The 19312-nt window shown below is 66.9% G+C and carries 11 protein-coding genes and 1 pseudogene; 3 read left to right on the forward strand and 9 right to left on the reverse strand.

The features are described from left to right. The first annotated feature begins 79 nt into the window (after window positions 1-79). Both ACYQ3G_RS12165 and ACYQ3G_RS12170 read left to right on the forward strand, forming a co-directional pair. On the forward strand, window positions 80-2476 hold the full coding sequence (locus tag ACYQ3G_RS12165; protein ID WP_459826084.1) for an ATP-binding protein: 2397 nt from the start codon (window positions 80-82) through the stop codon (window positions 2474-2476). Next, window positions 2473-3840, forward strand: coding sequence for a sigma-54-dependent transcriptional regulator (locus ACYQ3G_RS12170; RefSeq protein WP_459826085.1), 1368 nt, complete (start codon window positions 2473-2475; stop codon window positions 3838-3840). The genes ACYQ3G_RS12165 and ACYQ3G_RS12170 overlap by 4 nt, the downstream gene beginning before the upstream one ends. A gap of 124 nt (window positions 3841-3964) precedes the next feature. On the opposite strand, the gene ACYQ3G_RS12175 is transcribed toward ACYQ3G_RS12170, so the two are convergent. Genes ACYQ3G_RS12175 through ACYQ3G_RS12190 form a run of 4 tightly spaced genes read right to left on the reverse strand, consistent with a single transcriptional unit; the run spans window position 3965 to window position 10177 of the window. Beyond that, on the reverse strand, window positions 3965-5848 hold the full coding sequence (locus tag ACYQ3G_RS12175; protein WP_459826086.1) for an ATP-binding response regulator: 1884 nt from the start codon (window positions 5846-5848) through the stop codon (window positions 3965-3967). Next, window positions 5848-7251: a sigma-54-dependent transcriptional regulator gene (locus ACYQ3G_RS12180; RefSeq protein WP_459826087.1), complete on the reverse strand. Its 1404-nt coding sequence runs from the start codon at window positions 7249-7251 to the stop codon at window positions 5848-5850. Before ACYQ3G_RS12180 ends, ACYQ3G_RS12175 begins: the two co-directional genes overlap by 1 nt. After that, window positions 7251-9461: a sensor histidine kinase gene (locus ACYQ3G_RS12185; RefSeq protein ID WP_459826088.1), complete on the reverse strand. Its 2211-nt coding sequence runs from the start codon at window positions 9459-9461 to the stop codon at window positions 7251-7253. Before ACYQ3G_RS12185 ends, ACYQ3G_RS12180 begins: the two co-directional genes overlap by 1 nt. A 17-nt stretch (window positions 9462-9478) precedes the next feature. Continuing rightward, a complete protein-coding gene (locus tag ACYQ3G_RS12190; protein ID WP_459826089.1) occupies window positions 9479-10177 on the reverse strand; it encodes a DUF4390 domain-containing protein in 699 nt (232 codons plus the stop codon). A gap of 57 nt (window positions 10178-10234) precedes the next feature. Between ACYQ3G_RS12190 and sucD the strand changes: the two genes are divergently transcribed. Next, complete coding sequence (gene sucD, locus ACYQ3G_RS12195; RefSeq protein ID WP_459826090.1) at window positions 10235-12304, forward strand: succinate--CoA ligase subunit alpha; 2070 nt, start codon at window positions 10235-10237, stop codon at window positions 12302-12304. A 98-nt stretch (window positions 12305-12402) separates the two neighbouring features. On the opposite strand, the gene ACYQ3G_RS12200 is transcribed toward sucD, so the two are convergent. The 5 genes and pseudogenes from ACYQ3G_RS12200 to ACYQ3G_RS12220 all read right to left on the reverse strand — a co-directional run bounded on the left by ACYQ3G_RS12200 (window position 12403) and on the right by ACYQ3G_RS12220 (window position 19298). Further along, entirely contained in the window at window positions 12403-14088 is a 1686-nt protein-coding gene (locus ACYQ3G_RS12200; protein WP_459826091.1) for an ABC transporter permease, read from the reverse strand. Window positions 14089-14098: 10 nt separating this feature from the next. Beyond that, window positions 14099-15184 carry an ABC transporter ATP-binding protein gene (locus ACYQ3G_RS12205; RefSeq protein WP_459826092.1) on the reverse strand — a complete coding sequence of 362 codons (1086 nt, stop codon included), beginning with the start codon at window positions 15182-15184 and terminating at the stop codon, window positions 14099-14101. Between the two features lie 137 nt (window positions 15185-15321). After that, the gene (locus ACYQ3G_RS12210) at window positions 15322-16314 is read right to left on the reverse strand and encodes an ABC transporter substrate-binding protein (protein ID WP_459826093.1); all 993 of its coding nucleotides are present in this window, start codon (window positions 16312-16314) and stop codon (window positions 15322-15324) included. Window positions 16315-16627: 313 nt separating this feature from the next. Continuing rightward, a pseudogene (locus ACYQ3G_RS12215) lies at window positions 16628-17965 on the reverse strand (UDP-glucose dehydrogenase family protein); the annotation flags it as partial. 25 nt (window positions 17966-17990) lie between these two features. After that, window positions 17991-19298 (reverse strand): L-cysteine desulfidase family protein, encoded by a 1308-nt coding sequence (locus ACYQ3G_RS12220; RefSeq protein ID WP_028576126.1) that lies wholly within the window; start codon window positions 19296-19298, stop codon window positions 17991-17993. Between the last annotated feature and the right edge of the window lie 14 nt (window positions 19299-19312).

A 19312-nucleotide genomic window follows, 5' to 3' on the forward strand; every position in this document is an offset into this window, starting at 1 on the left:
TTATTCCCAACTCCCACCCCTGTCAAGGACGTTCGCGCACGGGCTTGAATGCCGCGCCGTTTGGGCATACACCCGCAACATGCCGCGTGTCATCCTCCCCGTCCTGCTGTCCCTGCTGCTGTTTCTGGCCACCGCCCCCGCGCAGGCCAGATCGCAGAACGTGCTCCTGCTGCACTCCTACCATCCTGGCCTGTCCTGGACCGACACCCTCAACACCGGCATCCAGGAGACCTTCCGCGCCGAAATGCCCCAGGCCCTGCTGTGGGTCGAGTACCTGGACACCAAGCGCAACACCGACACGTCCTACCTGTCCCTGCAAGCCGCCCTGCTGGGGCACAAATTGTCCGAGAGCGTCTTCAACCTCATCGTGACCACGGACAACGACGCCCTGAACTTCGTCCTCGAATACCGCGACAGCATCTTCCGCGGCGCGCCCGTGGTCTTCTGCGGGGTCAACGACTTCCGCCCCGAGCAGCTGCGCGGTCAGACCCGCATCACGGGCCTGGCCGAAAACCCGCCCTTCGCCGAAACCATGCGCACGGCCCTGGGCCTGCACCCTGGGACGCGCGAGTTCGTGGTCATCGGCGCGGACCAGTCCATCACCGACCTGCTCACGGACCAGTCCCTGCGCGCCCTGGAGGCGCAGTTCCCCGGCATCCGCTTCACCTACTGGAACAACCTGCCGGCCCAGGAACTGCGCACCCGCCTGGCGCAGCTGGGGCCCGGGCAGATCATCTTCGTGCACGGCGTCATGCGCAACGAGGAAGGCGTGCTGGTGGACTACCGCGGCAAGAACCTCTTCCTCTCGACCTACGCCAAGGTGCCCATCTACGGCTTTTGGGACTTCGAGATGGGCACGGGCTGCGTGGGCGGACGGATGGTCGAGGGCCGGGCCGAGGGCGAACGCGTGGCCCGACTGGCCATGCGCGTCCTGAACGGGACCGACCCGGACTCCATCCCCGTAGACACGCAGACCCCGTCGCGCTTCATCTTCGACTACATCCAGCTGCGGCGGTTCGGCATCGCCGAATCCCTGCTGCCCGAGGGCAGCCAGATCCTGAACCAACCGGCGCGCTTCTACCAGATCGACAAGCGCTACATCTGGACGGCCACGGTCGGCGTGGCCGTGCTCCTGGCCGCCGTGGCCATGCTCGTCAGCGCCATCCGCCGCCGCCAGGAGGCCCAAGAGGTGCTGCGCCGCCACAAGGAGCAGCTGGAGGAGGCGGTCAGGGCCCGCACCGGGCACCTGCGGGCGGCCAACGACGAACTCGAGCGGGAGGTCGGCGAGCGCATCCGCGCCGAAGGCGACCTGCGCAAAGCACGGGCGCGCCTGGAGATAGAAGTCGAACGCCGCACCAGCGACCTGCTCTTCGAGGTCGAGCAGCGCCGTCTGGCCGAGGCCCAGATCCGCGACCGCGAGGCCAAGGCCCGCGCCCTCATCAACGCTCCCACCGAGACCCTGCTGCTCATGGACCAGGCAGGCATCCTCCTCGACATCAACGACACCGGCGCCTCGCGCCTGGGGACCATCCGCGAGTCCCTCATCGGCCAGTCCCTGTTCGACATCCTGCCCCCCGAGCGCTGCGCGCGCCTGCGGCAGGCCGTGGACGCCGTCTTCGCCGGCGGCGAGGCGGGCTCCATCGCGGAATACGGTCAGGACGAGGACCTGGACCTGCACATCTACCCCGTCTTCGACGACGCGGGCCGCGTCACGCGCGTGGCCGTGTTCATGGCCGACGTCACGGCCTCGCGACGCATGGCCAGGCAGATCATGCTCCTGGACAAGATCAACTCCCTGGGCCGCATGGCCGCCGGCATCGCCCACGAGATCCGCAACCCCCTGACGGGCATCCACGCCTACCTCTACGCCATGGACGAGATCTGCGCCGAGCTGACCGAAGACGGCCCGGCCGGCGTGCTGCGCTCGACCATCGAAAAGATCCGCAAGGCCGCCGGCAAGATGGAGTCCGTCATCCGCCGCGTGCTGGACTTCTCCAAGCCGGGCACGCCCCGCCTGGAGCTCCTGGACCTGTCGGCCCCCGTGCAGGAGGCCCTGGGCCTGCTGGCCCCGACCCTGCGCAAGGCCGGCGTGGATGTGGTCACGCGCTTCGACCCGGCCCCCATGATCCGCGGCGACCGCATGCAGCTCGAACAGGCCGTGGTCAACATCGTCGACAACGCCGCCCGTGCCGTGCGCCTGGGCGACGGCGAAAAACGCGTCGAGATCCGCATCGACGCGGCCGAGGACCATGTCCTGCTGACCATCGGCGACACGGGGCCGGGCATCGCCAAGGCCGACCGGGAGCGCGTCTTCGATCCCTTCTTCACCACGGCCAGCGACGGCACGGGCATCGGCCTGTCCATCGTGCAGCGCATCGTCGCCGACCACCGCGGCGTCATCCGCGTGGCCGAGAGCCCCCTGGGCGGGGCCGAATTCAGGCTGGAATTCCCCCTTCCGGCCCCGGAGCACCCATGAACTATTCCCTGCTCATCATCGACGACGAGGAGTCCATCCGCGACAGCCTGTCCATGACCCTCGGCCGCCGGTACGACGTCTCCACCCGGGCCACGGGCAAGGAGGCCCTGGCCGACCTGGCGGGCCTGAACCCGGACCTGGTGCTCCTCGACATCGGCCTGCCGGACGTGAGCGGCCTGGACGTGCTGGACGGCATCCGCAGGCTGACGCCCCACGCGGCCGTTGTCATGATCACGGCCTTCGAGGACCTGGACACGGTCATCTCGGCCATGAAGCGCGGCGCCTTCGACTATCTGGTCAAACCCCTGCGCATGGACGCCCTCAAGCTCTGCCTGGAGCGCGCCGGCAGCTCCATCCGCCTGGGCAAGGAGATCCGGGAGCTGCAGGACAAGGCCCTGCGCGAGCAGATCCCCTTCTTCGTGGCCGAGAGCGAAGCCCTGACGGACGTGGTGCAGACCGTGGCCAAGGTCGCGGTCAGCCCCGACACTCCGGTCCTCATCGAAGGCGCCACGGGCACGGGCAAGGAGCTCGTGGCCAGCTCCATCCACCACCGCAGCCCCAATTTTCGTGGGCCGCTGGTCACGGTCAACTGCGCGGCCATGCCGGGGGAGCTCATCGAGAGCGAACTGTTCGGGTACGCGCCGGGGGCCTTCAGCGGCGCCGGCAAGAAGGGCAAGGCCGGGCTCGTGGAGGAGGCCGCCGGCGGCACGCTGTTTTTGGACGAGATAGGCGAACTGCCGCCCAGCGCCCAGGCCAAGCTCCTGCGCTTCCTGCAGCACGGCGAGTTCTACCCCCTGGGCTCAACGGCCAAGCGCACGGTGCGCACGCGCGTCCTGGCGGCCACCAACCGCGACCTGGAAGACATGGTCGCCCGCGGGACCTTCCGGCAGGACCTGTTCTACCGCCTGGCCGTGGTGCGCATCCGCGTGCCGTCCCTGGCCAGCCGCCGCGAGGACATCCTGCCCCTGGCCAAGCTCTTCCTGCACCAGTACGGCGAGAAATTCGGCAAGAAATTCACGGCTCTGACGGACTCCGCCCGCCAAGCCCTGCTGCACCACGACTGGACCGGCAACGTACGCGAACTGCGCAACATCATGGAACGCGCCGCCCTCATGGCCTGCGGCCCGGAGTTGGACGCCGCGGACCTTGGCCTGCGCGACGGCTGCGCGCCCGATGAGGGACCAACCGGCATGACGCCCCTGACCGGGGCGGGCGTGGACCTGCCGGCCCTGCTGCAGCGGCTGGAGCGTGACTACTACGAGCAGGCCCTGGGCCTGGCCGACGGGAACGAGTCCCAGGCCGCCAGGCTCCTGAACGTGTCGCGGGACACGTTCAGGTACAGGCGCGGGAAGCTCGGGCTGTAAACGCAGGCGGCCCGCCGGGATGATTCACGGCGGGCCGGGCGGGACCTCTTCGAATGGTGCCGGATTACTCCGGCGGTCATTTCCTCATGAACGGCAATGAGCACGCATGCCATCCCTGGATCTGTCAGACCAGGGCCGCGGCCTGCTCCACGCGCCACAACTCCTGCATGATCTCCTCCCCCAGGGACGCCGCCTTGTCGGCGCGGGACCGGCGGCAGGCCTGCTCGGCCATCTCCGCCAGGACGCGCACGCCCTCGGCCCGGATGTTCCCGGCCATTCCGCGCAGCGCGCTGGACTTCTGCTCGGCCGTGGGAAAATCCCCCTGCTCCAGAGCCTGCAGGAATTCTCCCACCCTGGTGCGCCCCTCCCGCAGAAAGGTCTGCAACACGTCGGCCAGCAGCACCTGATCGTGGTCCAGCTGCTCAAGGAGACGCTCCACATCCAGGGCCTGGCCGCGGAAGTCGCTCTTTCCGGGCTCGTTGGGCTGGACGTACTTTTCGAGGGCCCGGAAAAAGGCCTGGGTGTCCACGGGCTTGACCATGATCTCGTTGAAGCCGGCCGAAGCGCACCTGGCCGCGTCGCCGCTCTCGAGCCGCGCCGTCGTGCCGATCACCGGCACGTCCCCGCCCGTTTCGGGGTTGCGGATGACCCTGGCCGTGTCGAGGCCGGACATGCCGGGCAGGTCCAGTGCCAGAAAGACGAGCGCGCACGGGTTGTCGCGCAGCATGCGCAACGCCTCCTCGCCGGAGCCCGCTTCGAGGTGCGCATAGCCCCCCTGGTCGAGCTTGCGCACCATGAGCGCCCGGCTCTGGAGGTCGGGGTCGACCACCAGCACGATCTTGCGCCGCTTGCGCTCCTCGGCCACGACGTGGCGGGTCACAAGGCCGATGCTGCGCCCCAGGGCGCGGGCCCCCAGAATGAGGCACAGGGCGTCGCGCAGCCGGAACTGTTCCACGGGCCGGGACAGGTAGGCGGCGAAACCCGCGGCCTCCATGCGCGCCGCATCCCCCGGCCGGGCCGAGGACGGCAGAGCCACGAGCCTGGCCTCCGCCAGTTCCGGATGCGTGCGAATCGCCGCGGCGAACCCCTCCATGTCCATGCTGCCGAGGTTCGAACCCGCAAGGATGAAATCCGGAACCTCGTCACGGGCCGCGGCTTCGCGCAGCAGTTCCAGGGCGGCCTGGCCGTCGGGGGCTTCGAGGAAGGGGCATTCCCAGAGGTAGCAGTATTCCCGGAGCACCCCGCGCCAGGTCGCGTCCGTGTCCACGGCCAGGATGCGGCGACCGGCGATGGGCTGCGGCGGCGGGAAGGACGACGGCCTGGCCTGCAACTCGGGCAGGCGGAAGGTTGCCCAGAACACGCAGGAGTCCGCTTCCGCTTCGAACCCCGCACAGCCGTCCTGCTGGGCGGCGAGATCGCGGCTGAGGGCTTGGCACTCGGTATCGGGCTCGATCCGGGCGTCGACGCGCACCTCCAGCCGCACCGTGACCGTCCCTTCCCCGCGTTCGGCCAGTCCGAGGCCCATGGACACGTTCGAACCGCCCGGTGCATGCAGTACGCGGTTCAGGAACCCGCCGGTGATGCGCCGCACAATTCCCGGCACACCCCGGACCAGGCTCGGCACCTCATCCTCCACATTGGCCTTGAAATGGATGTTGCGGCGGCGGGCGTGAATGCGCGACAGCTCGGCCAGGTCGTGCACCAGCACGCGCAGGTCGAAATCGGCCTCACCGCCCAGGGCGCTCCGGGTGTCCTGCCAGGCCATGTCGCCCAGGCTGCGGCGGACCAGATCCATGCCCTCGGCGGCATCGCGGATGACCCGCAGGTATTCGGCCTGCTCGCCGCTCAGGCCCGAGTTCTGCAGCAGGCCGGCCACGCCGAGGATGGAGGAAATGGGCGATTCCAGCTCCTGGCGCAAATGCTCCAGCAGGCTCTCCATCCGCCCCCTGAGCCGTGCGCACTCGGCGCAGCCCGACCCGTCCCGTGAGCTTCCGTCATTCGTCGCCATCACTGCCTCCCGAGGCCGTCCCTCTGACGGCCTTCGTCTATACCGATGCCATAGGTCTTGAGTTTTCGGTAGAGGTATGTCCGCTCCAGCCCGATGGCCTCGGCCAGGCGGGCGATGTTGCCGTCGGCGCGGGCCAGCCCCCGGCGCAGGAAGGCCTCCTCGAACCGGGCGCGGGCCTCCTTGAAATCCGTGACCCCGTCCGGCACCTCGGCCAGGGCGTCTCGGGCCGCGGCGGCGCGGTATTCCGGCGGGAGCATGGTGATGTCCACGTCCCGCCCCTGGTAGAGGATGTAGATCCGTTCCACGAAGTTTCTGAGCTCACGCACGTTCCCCGGCCACGCATACCGCGTGAGCGCGTCCATGACCTCGCTGTCCAGGCGCACGGGCTGCAGGCTCTGCTCCTCGATCATGAGCCGCGAAAAATGCCCGATCATCTCGGGGATGTCCTCGGCCCGCTCGCGCAGGGCCGGGACCGTGACGGGAAAGACGTTGAGGCGGTAGTACAGGTCCTGGCGGAAGCGCCCCTCGGTCATCTCCCTGACCAGGTCCTTGTTGGTGGCCGCGATGACCCGCACGTCCACCCGGAAGGACTTCGTCCCGCCAACGCGCTCGAACTTCTGCTCCTGCAGGATGCGCAGGATCTTGGCCTGGGTCTTGAGGCTCATGTCGGCGATTTCGTCCAGGAAGAGCGTCCCCTTGTCCGCCAGTTCGAACTTGCCCTTGCGCGCCTTGTCGGCCCCGGTGAAGGCGCCCTTCTCGTGGCCGAAAAGCTCGCTTTCGATGAGTTCCTCGGGGATGGCCGCGCAGTTCACGCAGACCATCTCCCGGGCGGCGCGGCGGCTCGCCGCGTGGATGGCCCTGGCCGCGACCTCCTTGCCCGTCCCGTTCTCGCCGGTGATGAGCACCCAGGCCTCGGTGGGCGCGACCTGCTCGATGAGCTGACGCAGCCGGACGATGCCCGGCGAGGAGCCGATGATGACCGGCACGCCTTCGGGACGGATGCGCGAGCGCAGTTCCCGGTTCTCGCGCTTGAGGCGGGACAGCTCCAGGGCCTTGCCGGCAGCGACCAGGGTGTCGTCCAGGGACAGCGGCTTCTCGATGAAGTCGAAGGCCCCGTTCTTCAGGGCCGTGACCGCGGTCTCGATATTGCCGTGGCCGGAGATCATGATGACCGGAGTGTCCACGCCCTTCTCGCGCATGGACACGAGCACGCCCATGCCGTCGAGGCCCGGCATCCAGATGTCCAGGAAGATGAGGTCGAAGTCCCCGTCCAGGGCCATGGCCAGGCCCTCGGTCCCGTTGCCGGCCTCGGACACCTGCCAGCCCTCGTCCTCGAAAATGCCGCGCAGCGCCGCGCGGATGTCCCTCTCGTCGTCGATGATGAGAATGGATGCGGTGCTCATCACGCCTCGCTGCGCGCCGACGGCAACTCGATGACGAAGGTCGTGCCGGCGGGCTCGTTGGGTTTGACACGGATGTGGCCGTGATGGTCGTTGACGATGGACTTGACGATGGTCAGGCCCAGCCCCGTGCCGCTGCGTTTGGTCGAATAGTAGGGCTCGAACATGCGCGACTGCTCCTCGGGCTTGATGCCTGGCCCGTTGTCGCTGATCTCGATGTAGACCCGCCCCTTGCGCTTGCGGGAGTAGAGGACGGTTTCCACGCGGCCGTCTTCCCGGCCCGCCAGGATCTCGGCGGCATTGAGGAGGATGTTGGCGAAGGCGCGGCCCATGGCCTCGCGGTCAAGCATGACGGCCGGCACGTCCTCGACCCGCACGACCCAGCGGATGGCCGTATGGCTCTCGGCAAAGACCGACACGGCCTCGCGCAGGATGGGCTCGATCTGGCCGCGCACCAACTTCACTTCGGGCATCTTGGCGAAGGCCGAGAACTCCCGGACCATCTCCTGCAGGTGCTCCACCTGCCTGACGATGAGCCCGGTGCACTGGCTGAAGACGGGATCCTCCACCGACTGGCCGAACTTGCGCTCCAGGCGTTCGGCCGAGAGCTTGATGGGGGTCAGCGGATTCTTGATCTCGTGGGCGATGCGGCGGGCCACCTCCTTCCAGGCGTCCAGACGCTGCATCTTCTCCAGCTCGGAGATGTTCTCGAAGACAGCGACGATGCCAGAGTCGCTCCCCTCGCTGTCCATGAGGGCCACGGCATTGACCAGGAGCTTGACGGTCTCGCCGTCGACCTCCAGGTCCAACCGGCGCTGCCACTGGGAGCCGGGGATGCTCGTCAGGAGCTGGCTGACCTCCTGCACCAGGCTGCGGTGTTCGGGCCCGAGGATGTCCAGGGCGGACTTGCCGATGAGCCCTCCGCCCTCCAGGCCGAGAATGGCCTCGGCCGCACGGTTCATGGTCGTGACCCGGCCCGCGCGGTCGATGGAGACCACGCCGGAGGTGATGTTGTCGAGAATGGCCTGCACGTAATGGTTCTTGGCGATGAGGGCCTGATACTGCTCCTGCAGGCGCCGGTTGGCCTCGGTCAGCCCCTGGCGGCTCTGCTCCAGGTCCTCGGCCATGCTGTTGAAGGACTGGACCAGCAGGCCGAGTTCGTCGCGCGAGTCGTCCATGAGGCGCACCGAAAGGTCGCCCTTCGCGATGCGCTGGGTGCCCGCGGCCAGGGCCTGGACAGGGGCGCTGATCTCCCGCGCCAGGCGGAAGCCGAACCAGGTCGCGCCGAGAAAGATGAGCAGGGTCATGAGACCGAGCACCATGTAGAGCGTCATCTTCAGGGGAAACTTGAGGCTGCGGAGCTGCTTGTACTCGCCCACGCCCTTGGCGATGAGCTCCAGGCGTTCCAGGAACCCCTTCCCCACCTCGGCGCCCACGACGAGATAGGCCGAAGCCGCCTCGTCGACCGGCAGGACGCCTACCACGAGGTCCGAGTCCGGGTGCGCCAGGAGCGTCGCCCAGTAGGACGGCTTCCGGGACAGGTCGTCCCACGGCACCTCGGCCTTGACCTTGCGCCACGCTTGGTCCCAGACCGCGTCGGCCTGCCAGCTCCTCTCCTGCAGGGTGGACGAGACAAGGCCCACCAGAGTCAGCCGGTACTCCCGCGCCTTGGCGCGCATGGCCTCGTCAGCGCCCTTGGCGTTCCAGGCAATGCGCCGCTCCCGCAGGTGATCGAGTATCCCCTGGGCCTTGGCCTCCAGCCCGGACTCGGCCGCGGCGTAGAAATCCTGACCAACCTCCAGGGCGTGGTCCATGGACGTCTCGACCTGGGACTGGAACCAGTAGTCCACCGAGGTCTGCACGAACCACATGGACAGGATGAACATGATGAAGGTCGGGACCATGGAGAGGGTCACGAAGACGAGGACCAGCCGCGCCCTGAGCCCAGAGCCCAGCACGCGCCTTCGCCGGTCGAGGATGAGCTTGATGACGTTTCGAAGGACCAGGAAGAGGACGAGGATGAGCAGGATCAGGTTGACGTTGAAAAGTGCGAAGAAGAGGTAGGAGTGGACGCCCAGCAGGCGCAGTTCGATCCAGGTCAGGATGACGATGACGAAGATGGCGATGACGGCCAGGGTGATTTCCCGCTGCCGCTTGCGGCGTTCCTGGGCGGGCCGCTCCTTGACCGGAATGAGGCGCGACGGGTTATCCATGATCCCCCAGAACGGATTCAGAAATCGAAATCGAACTCATACACGATCTCGGGGACGAGATCCCAGGTGACGAAAAAGAGCGGCTTGCTGACCCAGGCGGGCATGTTCGTGCGCGTGACCTTGAAGGTCATGACCACCCGGTAGGCCGAACCGCGCTCGATCATGTCCCAGCTGCCCATGGGGACGGATATGCGGGACCAGTAGCGGTTGAGCTGGTCCTGCAGGCCCTGGAACGAAAACGTGTGCGTGCCTCGGCCGTCGTGGACCTGGCATTCGCGGGCGATGGGCTTGCTGGAAATGACGCAGGTGTAGCCGGATTCGGACAGGAAGGAATCCCAGAAGCCGGCCCGGCGGTGGTAGAGCCTGCTCGTGCAGCGCACCTCGTAGTCCCCGCCGTTCTTCAGGGCCTCCATGAGGGGCTCCATGTCGTTGACCACGATGCTGAACCCCACGGAAACCTGGCCTGCCGCATTGTCGACGCCAAGGTCCGTGACGGAGATCGAGCTCGCCGAGACCGCACGGGGCTGGCAAACAGCCAGCGCCAAAAGGCACCAAAAGGTGATGAATGTTCTGTTTAGTTGCATCTTTAACGACTTACATGAGCAAAAATAGTCTTTTGCTGTGATTTTTCTTGATTTTAAAGACAGGGCAGGTATGCACCCCTGAAAGATCGAGGAACCCCGGGCCCCGTTTCCGGAAGCCCCCCTGCGCGCCATCCCGCGGTGATAGTCCAAGGGATGGGATTTGACAACCGCCGATGCGAGGACTGCGTCATGAAGCTCAACGAACACAGCAGCAAACAGCTTTTCCAGGAATCCGGCATCCCGGTCCCCCGCGGCGTGCTTCTCGCGCCCGGCGGCCTCCCCGACATCCCCTTCCCCCTGCCCTGGGTCCTCAAGTCCCAGGTCCTGAGCGGCGGCCGCGGCAAGGCCGGGGGCATCCGCCTGGCCGACACCGTGGAGCAGGCCCGAACGGAGCTCGAACGCCTCTTTTGCCTGGACATCAAGGGGGAGCGGGTGCGCCTGGTGCGCGTCGAGCCCAAGGCAGCCTTCAGCCGGGAGATGTACCTGTCCGTGACTCTCGACCGCCAGAGCCGCAGTCTCTGCGTCACGGCCGGGCGCACGGGCGGCGTCGACATCGAGGCCTGCGACCCGGCGACCATCCTCGTCGAGCACGCCATGCCCGACGCGGGGCTCGCCCCCTACCAGGTCCGCAACATCTTCTTCCACCTCGGCCTGCCCAAGGAACTCATGAAGCCCTTCGGCGGCCTCCTGACCGCCCTTTTCGACGTGACTCTGCGCCACCGCCTGCTCCTGGCCGAGATCAACCCGCTGGTCGTGACCGACGGCGACGAACTGCTGGCCCTGGACGGCAAGGTCGAGATCGACGGACACCGCGTGGGCATCGACCCGTCCCTGAACCGCTTCTTCGAACCCGCCCACCTGAGCGCCGAGGAGAACCGCTCCCGCGAAGCGGGCCTGAGCTACCACAAGCTCGACGGCTTCGTGGGCCTCATGGTCAACGGCGCAGGCCTGGCCATGGCCAGCATGGACATCCTCAACTACTCGGGCCTGGAGGCCGCCAACTTTCTGGACCTGGGCGGCGGCGCAGACAGCGCGGCCATGCGCACGGCCCTGGACATCCTTTTCGACGACGAGCGCGTAGGCATGGTCTTCATCAACATCTTCGGCGGCATCCTGTCCTGCCACAAGGTAGCCAGCTCCATGCTCGAAGCTCTGGGCGGCGAACCGCCGCGCAAGCCCATCGTGGTCCGCTTCGCCGGCAACGGCGCGGCCGACGGCCTGGCCCTGCTGCGCGAGGCCGACATGCGGGGCCTGCACCTCTGCCCCGACCTCTCCTCGGCCCGCGCCGAGCTGGAAAAACTCAAGGGCGCCATGCAGGGGGCCGTGCACGCCCCGGTGCGCGTCGAGTCCTCGGCCCCCCTGGTCCCCGCGCGGCCCCGCGCCGAAAGCGCGCCCTTCCCCCTGCCCGCGGACTGCCGCATCCTGGTCCAGGGCCTGACGGGCAAGCAGGGCCAACTGCACTGTCGACTCATGCAGGAATACGGCTCGCAGGTCGTGGCCGGGGTCACGCCCGGCAAGGGCGGAAGCGAAGTCCTGGGCGTGCCGGTCTTCGACACGGTGCGCGAGGCGGCCGCGGCTACGCGCATCGACGCCTCCATCATCTTCGTGCCCGGCGCCCTGGCCCCGGACGCGGTCCTCGAAGCGGCGGCCGCGGGCGTGCCTTGGGTGGTCTGCATCACCGACGGCATCCCCCAGCTGGACATGCTGCGCGCCCTGGAGCGCCTCAAGGGCGGCCCCACGCGCGTCATCGGCCCCAACTGCCCAGGCCTCATCATGCCGGGTCGCACCAAGATCGGCATCATGCCCGGCGACATCTTCACCCCCGGCCCCGTGGCCGTGTTCTCGCGCAGCGGCACCCTGACCTACGAATGCGTCGACCGCCTGACCCGCGCCGGCATCGGCCAGTCCGTGTGCGTGGGCATCGGCGGCGACCCCTTCGTCGGCATGTCGTTTACGGACCTCTGCAAGCTCGTGCGCCACGACCCGCTGACCAGGGCCGTGGTCATCCTGGGCGAGATCGGCGGCAGCGCCGAGGAGGACCTGGGCCGCTACATGCGGGAGACGGGCTTCGAACTCCCGGTCTTCGGCTTCATCGCCGGCCGCACGGCCCCTCCCGGCAAGCGCCTGGGCCACGCCGGAGCAATCCTCGAAAAGGGCTCCGGCGGCATCGAGGCCAAGCTGCGCGCCATGGCCGACTCGGGCTTCCACCTCATCGACGACCTGGACCAGATCGCCCCGGCCGTGGCCAAGGTGCTGTAGACAGCCGCCCGCCTTCGCGTTTCCAACGAATAACGCCCGTCGTCCCGGACAATGCCGAGGCGACGGGCGTCTTTTTTCTGCAGCCGCAGTCCGGCGCCCTATCCGCCGTTCTCCACGGGCTTGAACCTGGCTCCGACCAACGTGGCCAGGACCACCAGGGCCGTGGAGATGAAGATCATCATGATGCCCAGGGCCGACAGACGCCCCCACAGCCCATCCTCGGCGAAACGCAGGATCTGCACGGCCAGGACCTCCGTGCCGGGCCTCGACAGGACCACCGACAGGGTCAGCTCACGCACGAACATGGTGGCCATGAGAATCCAGCCCGAGACCATGCCCGGCACCAGAAGGGGTATGATGATTCGGCGCATGGTCGTCATGCGGCTGGCGCCGCAGACCAGGGACGACTCCTCCAGATGGCTGTGGACCTGGATGAAGGCGCTGGCCAGGGGGCGGATGCCGTAGGGCAGGTAGGTGGCGATGTAGCCGATGAGCAGGGCCCAGATGGTGGCGTAGAGCGGCGTGCGCACGAAGAACCACATGAAGCCCACGCCGATGACGATGCCGGGGAAGGAGAAGGACAGAAAGCTCAGGGATTCGAGGAAGCCCGCGGCCCGGGTCCGGACCTTGACGATGGTGTAGGCCACGAAGACCGAGAGGGCCACGCCCAGTGTGGCCCCGCCCACTCCGAGGTAGAGGCTGTTCTTCAGGGACAGCAGGGAGATGGGGTCCTTCAGGACCTCTATCCAGTGCCGCCAGCTCATGAGGGAGAAGGCCCGGACGCTTGGCACCATGGAGTACGGCACCAGCGAGGTGTAGACGAGCACGGCCACGGGCAGCACGATGAGCACGAAGGACAGGAGCGCCACCACGGCGAAGAGCGGGTACCTGGCCGCCTTGAGGGGAATGACCGTGGGACGGTACCCGCGGCTCGATATGGTCACGAACTTCTCACTCTCGGCCGTCAGGGCGCGGTAGACGAAAATGAGCGTGATGGACGCGGCCAGGACGCTCATGCCCACGGCCGCGGCCTTGCCGTAGTCCGTGGAGAAGCCCGTGGCGATCATCTGATAGAGGTGCGTGGCCAGGACGTAGACCCGGCCGGGCATGCCGATGACCGACGGCACGGCGAAGGACGCCAGGCTCCTGACCACGCCGAGGATGAAGGCCGCCAGGATGGCCGGCCGCAGCACCGGCAGGGTCACGCGCAGCAGGGTCCGCCACGGCCCGGCGCCGCAGACCTTGGACGACTCCTCCAGGGCCACGTCGAAGGAGGCCATGGCCGGCGCGATGATGAGGTAGGCGATGGGCAGGTCCAAAAGCCCCTCCACCAGGATCATGCCCCACAGGGAATAGATGTTCAACGGCGCATGATCGAGAAAAAAGGCCTGCTTGAGCACCAGGTTGATGAGCCCGTTGGACGGATTCAGGAGCAGCGCCCAACTCACGGAAAAGAGGATGTGCGGGATCATCATCGGGATGATGGAGATGATCCGGAACATGAACTTGCAGGGGATGTCCGTGCGGTTGTTCAGGTAGGCCAGAAACAGGGCCAGGCCCGTGGCCAGGGTCGACGACCCGAGGACGAAGACCGCGGTGTTGAGGATGATCTGCGCCAGGGCCGGGTCCGTATAGGCGTCCACGTACTTCTGTACGGTGAAGCTGCCGAAGGCCGTCAGCCCTTCTGAAAAGCTGCCGAGCACGAGCATGACCACCGGACAGACGGTCAGCACGCCGACGATGAGAATCAGGGTCAGGGTCAGTTTGGATCGGCTGGAATCCATGTCCACCCCCTCAGGCGCCGACCAGCATGCAGTGGGCCGGGTCCAGGGTGAAGTGCATGGCGTCGCCCTCCTGAATGCGGGTATCGGCGTCGACCTTGGCCAGCAGGCGCTCGCCGCCGGCCACGACCTCCATCTCGAAGGCCTCGCCGATGAAGACCAGGGAATCGACCTTGCCGCGGACGGTGTTGGCTCCGCCCTCCCCCTCCCCGGGGACGACACGGATGAACTCGGGGCGGATGCACAGGGTCACTTCGGAGCCCACGGCGAAATCCCGCTGCTGGCAGGTGATGGCGCCAAGGGGGCTCTCGACCACCGTCGAACCGTCCTGCTGGCTCGCGACCTTGGCCGGGATCAGGTTGGCCCGGCCGATGAAGTCGGCCACGAAGCGATGGTCCGAGTCGAAATAGATCTTCTGCGGAGAGCCCTGCTCGATGATCCGGCCGGCGCGCATGACGGCGATGGAATCGGACAGGGCCAGGGCCTCGATGCGGTCGTGGGTCACGTACACGGCCGTGATGGACAGCTCCGTCAGGAAGGTGCGCAGCTCCTTGCGCGTCTCCTCCCGCAGCTTGGCATCGAGGTTGCTCAGGGGCTCGTCGAAAAGGATGACCTTGGGCTCGGCCACCAGGGCGCGGGCCAGGGCCACGCGCTGCTGCTGCCCGCCCGAGAGCTTGGTGGCCGGGCGTTTCTCGAAGCCTTCCAACTGCACGAACTTGAGCGTCTTCTCCACCTTCTGCCGGATGACGTCACGCGGCGTGCCCCGAGTCTGCAGGGGATAGGCCACGTTGTCGAAGACGTTCATGTGCGGCCAGATGGCGTAGGTCTGGAAGACCATGCCGAGCCCCCTCCGCTCCGTGGGCACGTAGATGCCCTTGTCCTTGGACCAGACAATCTCGTCGCCGATGGATATCTCGCCGGAGTCGGGAGACTCCAGTCCGACGATGCAGCGCAGCAGGGTCGTCTTGCCGCAGCCGCTGGGGCCCAGGAGCGTGAAAATCTGGTTTGAGGGGATGGTCACGTCCACGTTGTCCAGGGCCTTGATGGTCTTGCCCTCGGAAAAATAATGCTTGCTGACGCCTTGAATCCGAATCTCCATGATGTGATCCCGTTGGCCGCCTGCCGGTGCGCATCCGGCCCGGCGGGACTCAAGTTCCGGTTGAAGGGGGGAGGCGGTTCACGCGGAAACGCCGAAGCGCGGCCGCCCGGCCCGAAAGCCGGGACGGTCGCTCCGGGTCACTGCACGTCGAAGATGGTCTTGAACTCGTCGCCCCACTTCTGGATCTCCTCGTCGGAGAGGTCCTTGATGGGCAGCACCTTGGCCTGGTCCATGCCGTCGATGGGCGGGAACACGCCGGGGGCCAGAACGTACTCGCCCACGTCCTTGGCCAGCATGCCCATGGCCTTGCCGGACAGCCAATAGTCGACGAAGGCGCGCGCGGCGTTGGGATGCGGAGCCTTGGAGGTCACGGCGATGGCGCGCGGCGTGCCGAAGAGGGGCTGCTCCAGCCGTGCCCAGTCCAGCGGGGCCGGAGCCTTGGTGATGATGTACTTGGGCATGGAGATGGCGATGAGCTTTTCACCGCTCTCGACCGGAGCGGGAGTCGGGCCGAAGGAGGACACGAACATGGGCTTGTTGGCCGCCAGCCCCTTCAGGAAGGCCCGCCACTCCTCCTCGCTCTTGAAGATGTTGTCCTTGAGGCCCACCAGCCAGGAGATGGTCGTGGCGTGATTGGCCGGGTTGGCCATGACGATCTTGTCCTTCCACTTGGGGTCGGCCAGGTCCTCGTAGCGCTTGGGAGCGTCGGCGGCCTTGACCAGCTCCTTGTTGTAGATGAGGCCGACGTATTCGATGCCGAACAGCTGGATGGCGTCGTCCTTTCTGGTCCACTCGGCATAGCCGGCGGCCGCCGGGGAGCTGTAGGGGGCCAGCACGCCCTTGGCCTTGAGGATTTCAAGAACCGGAAGCGGTCCCTGCACCACGTCTGCCATGAGCTTGCCCGCCTCGAATTCCGTCATGATGGTAGCCACGAATTTCGAGGTCGAGATCCTGGTGTACTGCCCCTTGATCCCGGTATCCGCCCCGAAGGCCTCCATGATGGGCTCGACCGCCGTGATGTTCGCGTAGAACGTCGCCGTCCCCTCGGCCTTGGCCGCGGCGTCGTCCGACGCCATGGCCGTCAGGGCCGGGAAAAGCAGCATCGCAAGCACAACCACCAACCTTTTCATCAACGCATCCTCCTTCGGGCTCCACATGGCCCTGTGTTACGGAATTGTGACACAAGAATGACAATTATGTGGCAGAAACTAGCCCACGGGATAGGTGCTGTCAACGCGCAAATGCCTTCATTAAATATTTTTATATATTAATTACAACATATTGCACAGAGTTAACGAAAAATCCCCCTTCAACTCACCCACACGAAGAGGACCGTGCGGACGATCTCGGGGCAACAAGACATGCCCCTCTTGCAAGCAACGAAAAGAGCCCCGCCCGGAAAGTACCGGTCGGGGCTCGGGATGGCGGGTTGATGAATGCGGCCTATCTGCCCACGCAGAAATACGCGAACCCCTCCGCCGCCATGAGGGCCGGGGAATAGAGGTTGCGGCCGTCGAAGAGGATGGGGGCCGAGAGGGCCTTCTTCATCTTGGCGAAATCCGGGTTGCGGAACTGGTTCCATTCCGTGACCACGGCCAGGGCGGCGGCGCCGTGCAGGGCCTCGTACTGGTCGTCGCAGATCTCGACCAGAGGGTTGTCCTGCAGAATGCGACGGGCATTGGGACCGGCCACTGGGTCGAAGGCGCGGACCTTCATGCCCAGACCCGTCAGGTGGCGGATAAGCTCCAGGGCCGGGGCCTCGCGCATGTCGTCGGTGTTGGCCTTGAAGGCCAGGCCCCACAGGGCCAGGGTCTTGCCGGCCACCCCGCCCTGCTCGGCGAAATAGGCCTCGACCTTGCGGGCGATGACGGTCTTCTGGCGGTCGTTGACCTCGTCCACTGCCGAAAGGAGCTGCGGCTCGTAGCCCGCGCCCTTGGCCGTGCCGATGAGGGCCTTGACGTCCTTGGGGAAGCAGGACCCGCCGTAGCCCACGCCCGGGTATATGAACTGGTAGCCGATGCGGTGGTCGGCCCCGATGCCGTGACGCACGTCGCGCACATCGGCCCCGACCTTCTCGCAGATGTTGGCGACCTCGTTGATGAACGAAATCTTGGTGGCCAGCATGCAGTTGGCGGCGTACTTGGTCATCTCGGCGCTGCGCACGCCCATGACGATCATCTTCTCGCGGCTGCGGGCGTAAGGGGCGTAGAGGGTCTTCAGAAGTTCGGCCGTGCGCACGTTGTCCGTGCCGACCACCACGCGGTCAGGCTTCATGAAGTCGTTGACCGCGTCGCCCTCCTTCAGGAACTCGGGGTTGGAGACCACGTCGAACTCGATCTTGAGCCCCCGCCTGTCCAGTTCCTCCTGGATGATGGCGCGCACGCTGTCGGCCGTGCCCACGGGTACCGTGGATTTGTCGACGACGATCTTGTAGTCGGTCATCAGCTGCCCGACCTGACGGGCCACCTGGCGCACGTAGCGCAGGTCGGCGCTGCCGTCCTCTCCTTCGGGCGTGCCGACGCAGCAGAAGATGAAAAGGCTGTCCTTCAGCCCTTCGGCCAGGTCCGTGGTGAAGGTCAGGCGACCTTCCTGGGCGTTGCGGCGGACCATGGGCTCCAGGCCCGGCTCGTAGATGTGGACCTCGCCTTTCTTCAGGCGCTCCACCACCTCGGGGTTGATGTCCACGCAGGTCACGGTATTGCCCATTTCAGCGAAACAGGCTGCGGAGACCAGGCCGACGTAGCCGGTCCCGACGATGCATATGTTCATTGGTTTTTTCTCCTTGAAAGCGCCGGAATGTCCGGGGTCAGAACCCCGAGAACCGTTTCTCCAGCATGATTTTCAGAATGGTCCGATCGGTCTCGATCATACCCTCGGTGCTGAGCGTGCCGATGTTCTGCATGGTCTGCTCGGGCGAGGCGCCGATGATCCCGTCCGTGTGCAGGACGTTGACGCCCTGCAGCGAAAAAAGGGCCGACTGCACGGCCGTGCCCGCGGCCGTGGCCAGCTTGAGGGAGCATCCCGCCTTGGCCCCGTCGCAGATGACCCCGGCCAGATCCTCGATGATGTTCTTGATGGCCCCGGCGATGTGCGCCAAGTTCCCGCCAAGCAGGTAGGCCACGCCGGCGCTGGCCCCGGCCCCAGCCGCCACGGAGCAGCCACAGATGGCCGAGAGGCGGCCAGTGTGGGCCTTGACGTAGGCCGTGACCAGGTGGCTCAGGGCCATGGCCTCGAGCACCGTCTTCTCGTCGCACACGATGAAGTCGCGGATGGCCCAGATGGGCAGGATGGCCGTCAGGCCGTGGTTGCCGCTGCCGGCGGAGCTCATGGCCGGCAGCTTGACCCCGCCCATGCGCGCGTCGGACGCGGCCGAAGTCAGGATGCGCGCAGCCAGGACCATGTCGCGGCAGATGAGCTTCTGGCGCACCAGCCGGTCCAGGGCCTTGCCGATGCCAAGCCCAGGCCCGAACTTGAGCCCGTGCTCGGCCAGGCGCATGTTGGTGCGCACGCCTTCCATGAGGAACTCGCGGTCCTCGTCGTCCAGGTCGTCCAGCAGACGGACCAGGTCTTCAAGGGTCAGAGCCTTGATCCAGGCTTCCAGCCGCGAAACGTCGGCCTTGGCCGCGGCGCGGGGCGAGGCCGTGTCCAGGGGCAAGGGCTGGCCGTCCAGGCTCACGCCGACGACGTTGTCATGCATTTCGCGGATGACCGCCTCGGCCACGTGGGAGCCGTCGAAAACCTCGGCGCGGATGAAGAGCCCGCGCTGGTCCTGCAGCAGGTTCAGGGTCACCCCACCGTCGCGGACCAGGGTGCGGGCGGCCTGCACGGACTCGGGCGTGAGGGGTTCGAGGACCTCCAGGCCCAAGGCCGGGTTCCCGCCGAAGGCTCCCAGGGCCCCGGCCAGGTCCAGGCCGCTCAGGCCCCCGGTGCCGGGGATGATCACGGCCAACCCGTTCTTGTAGATGTTGGGGTCCACCCACAGGTCGATGCGCTCGGGACGGCCCGGCAGAACAGCGGCGGCCGCCGCGGCGGCCAGGGCCACGGCCACGGGCTCGGTGCACCCCAGGGCCGGGGCCACCTGCGCGCGCAGTAGATCCTTGACGGAGAAACTCATTGCACCCTCTTCAG

Source organism: Desulfomicrobium salsuginis (genome assembly GCF_054657795.1).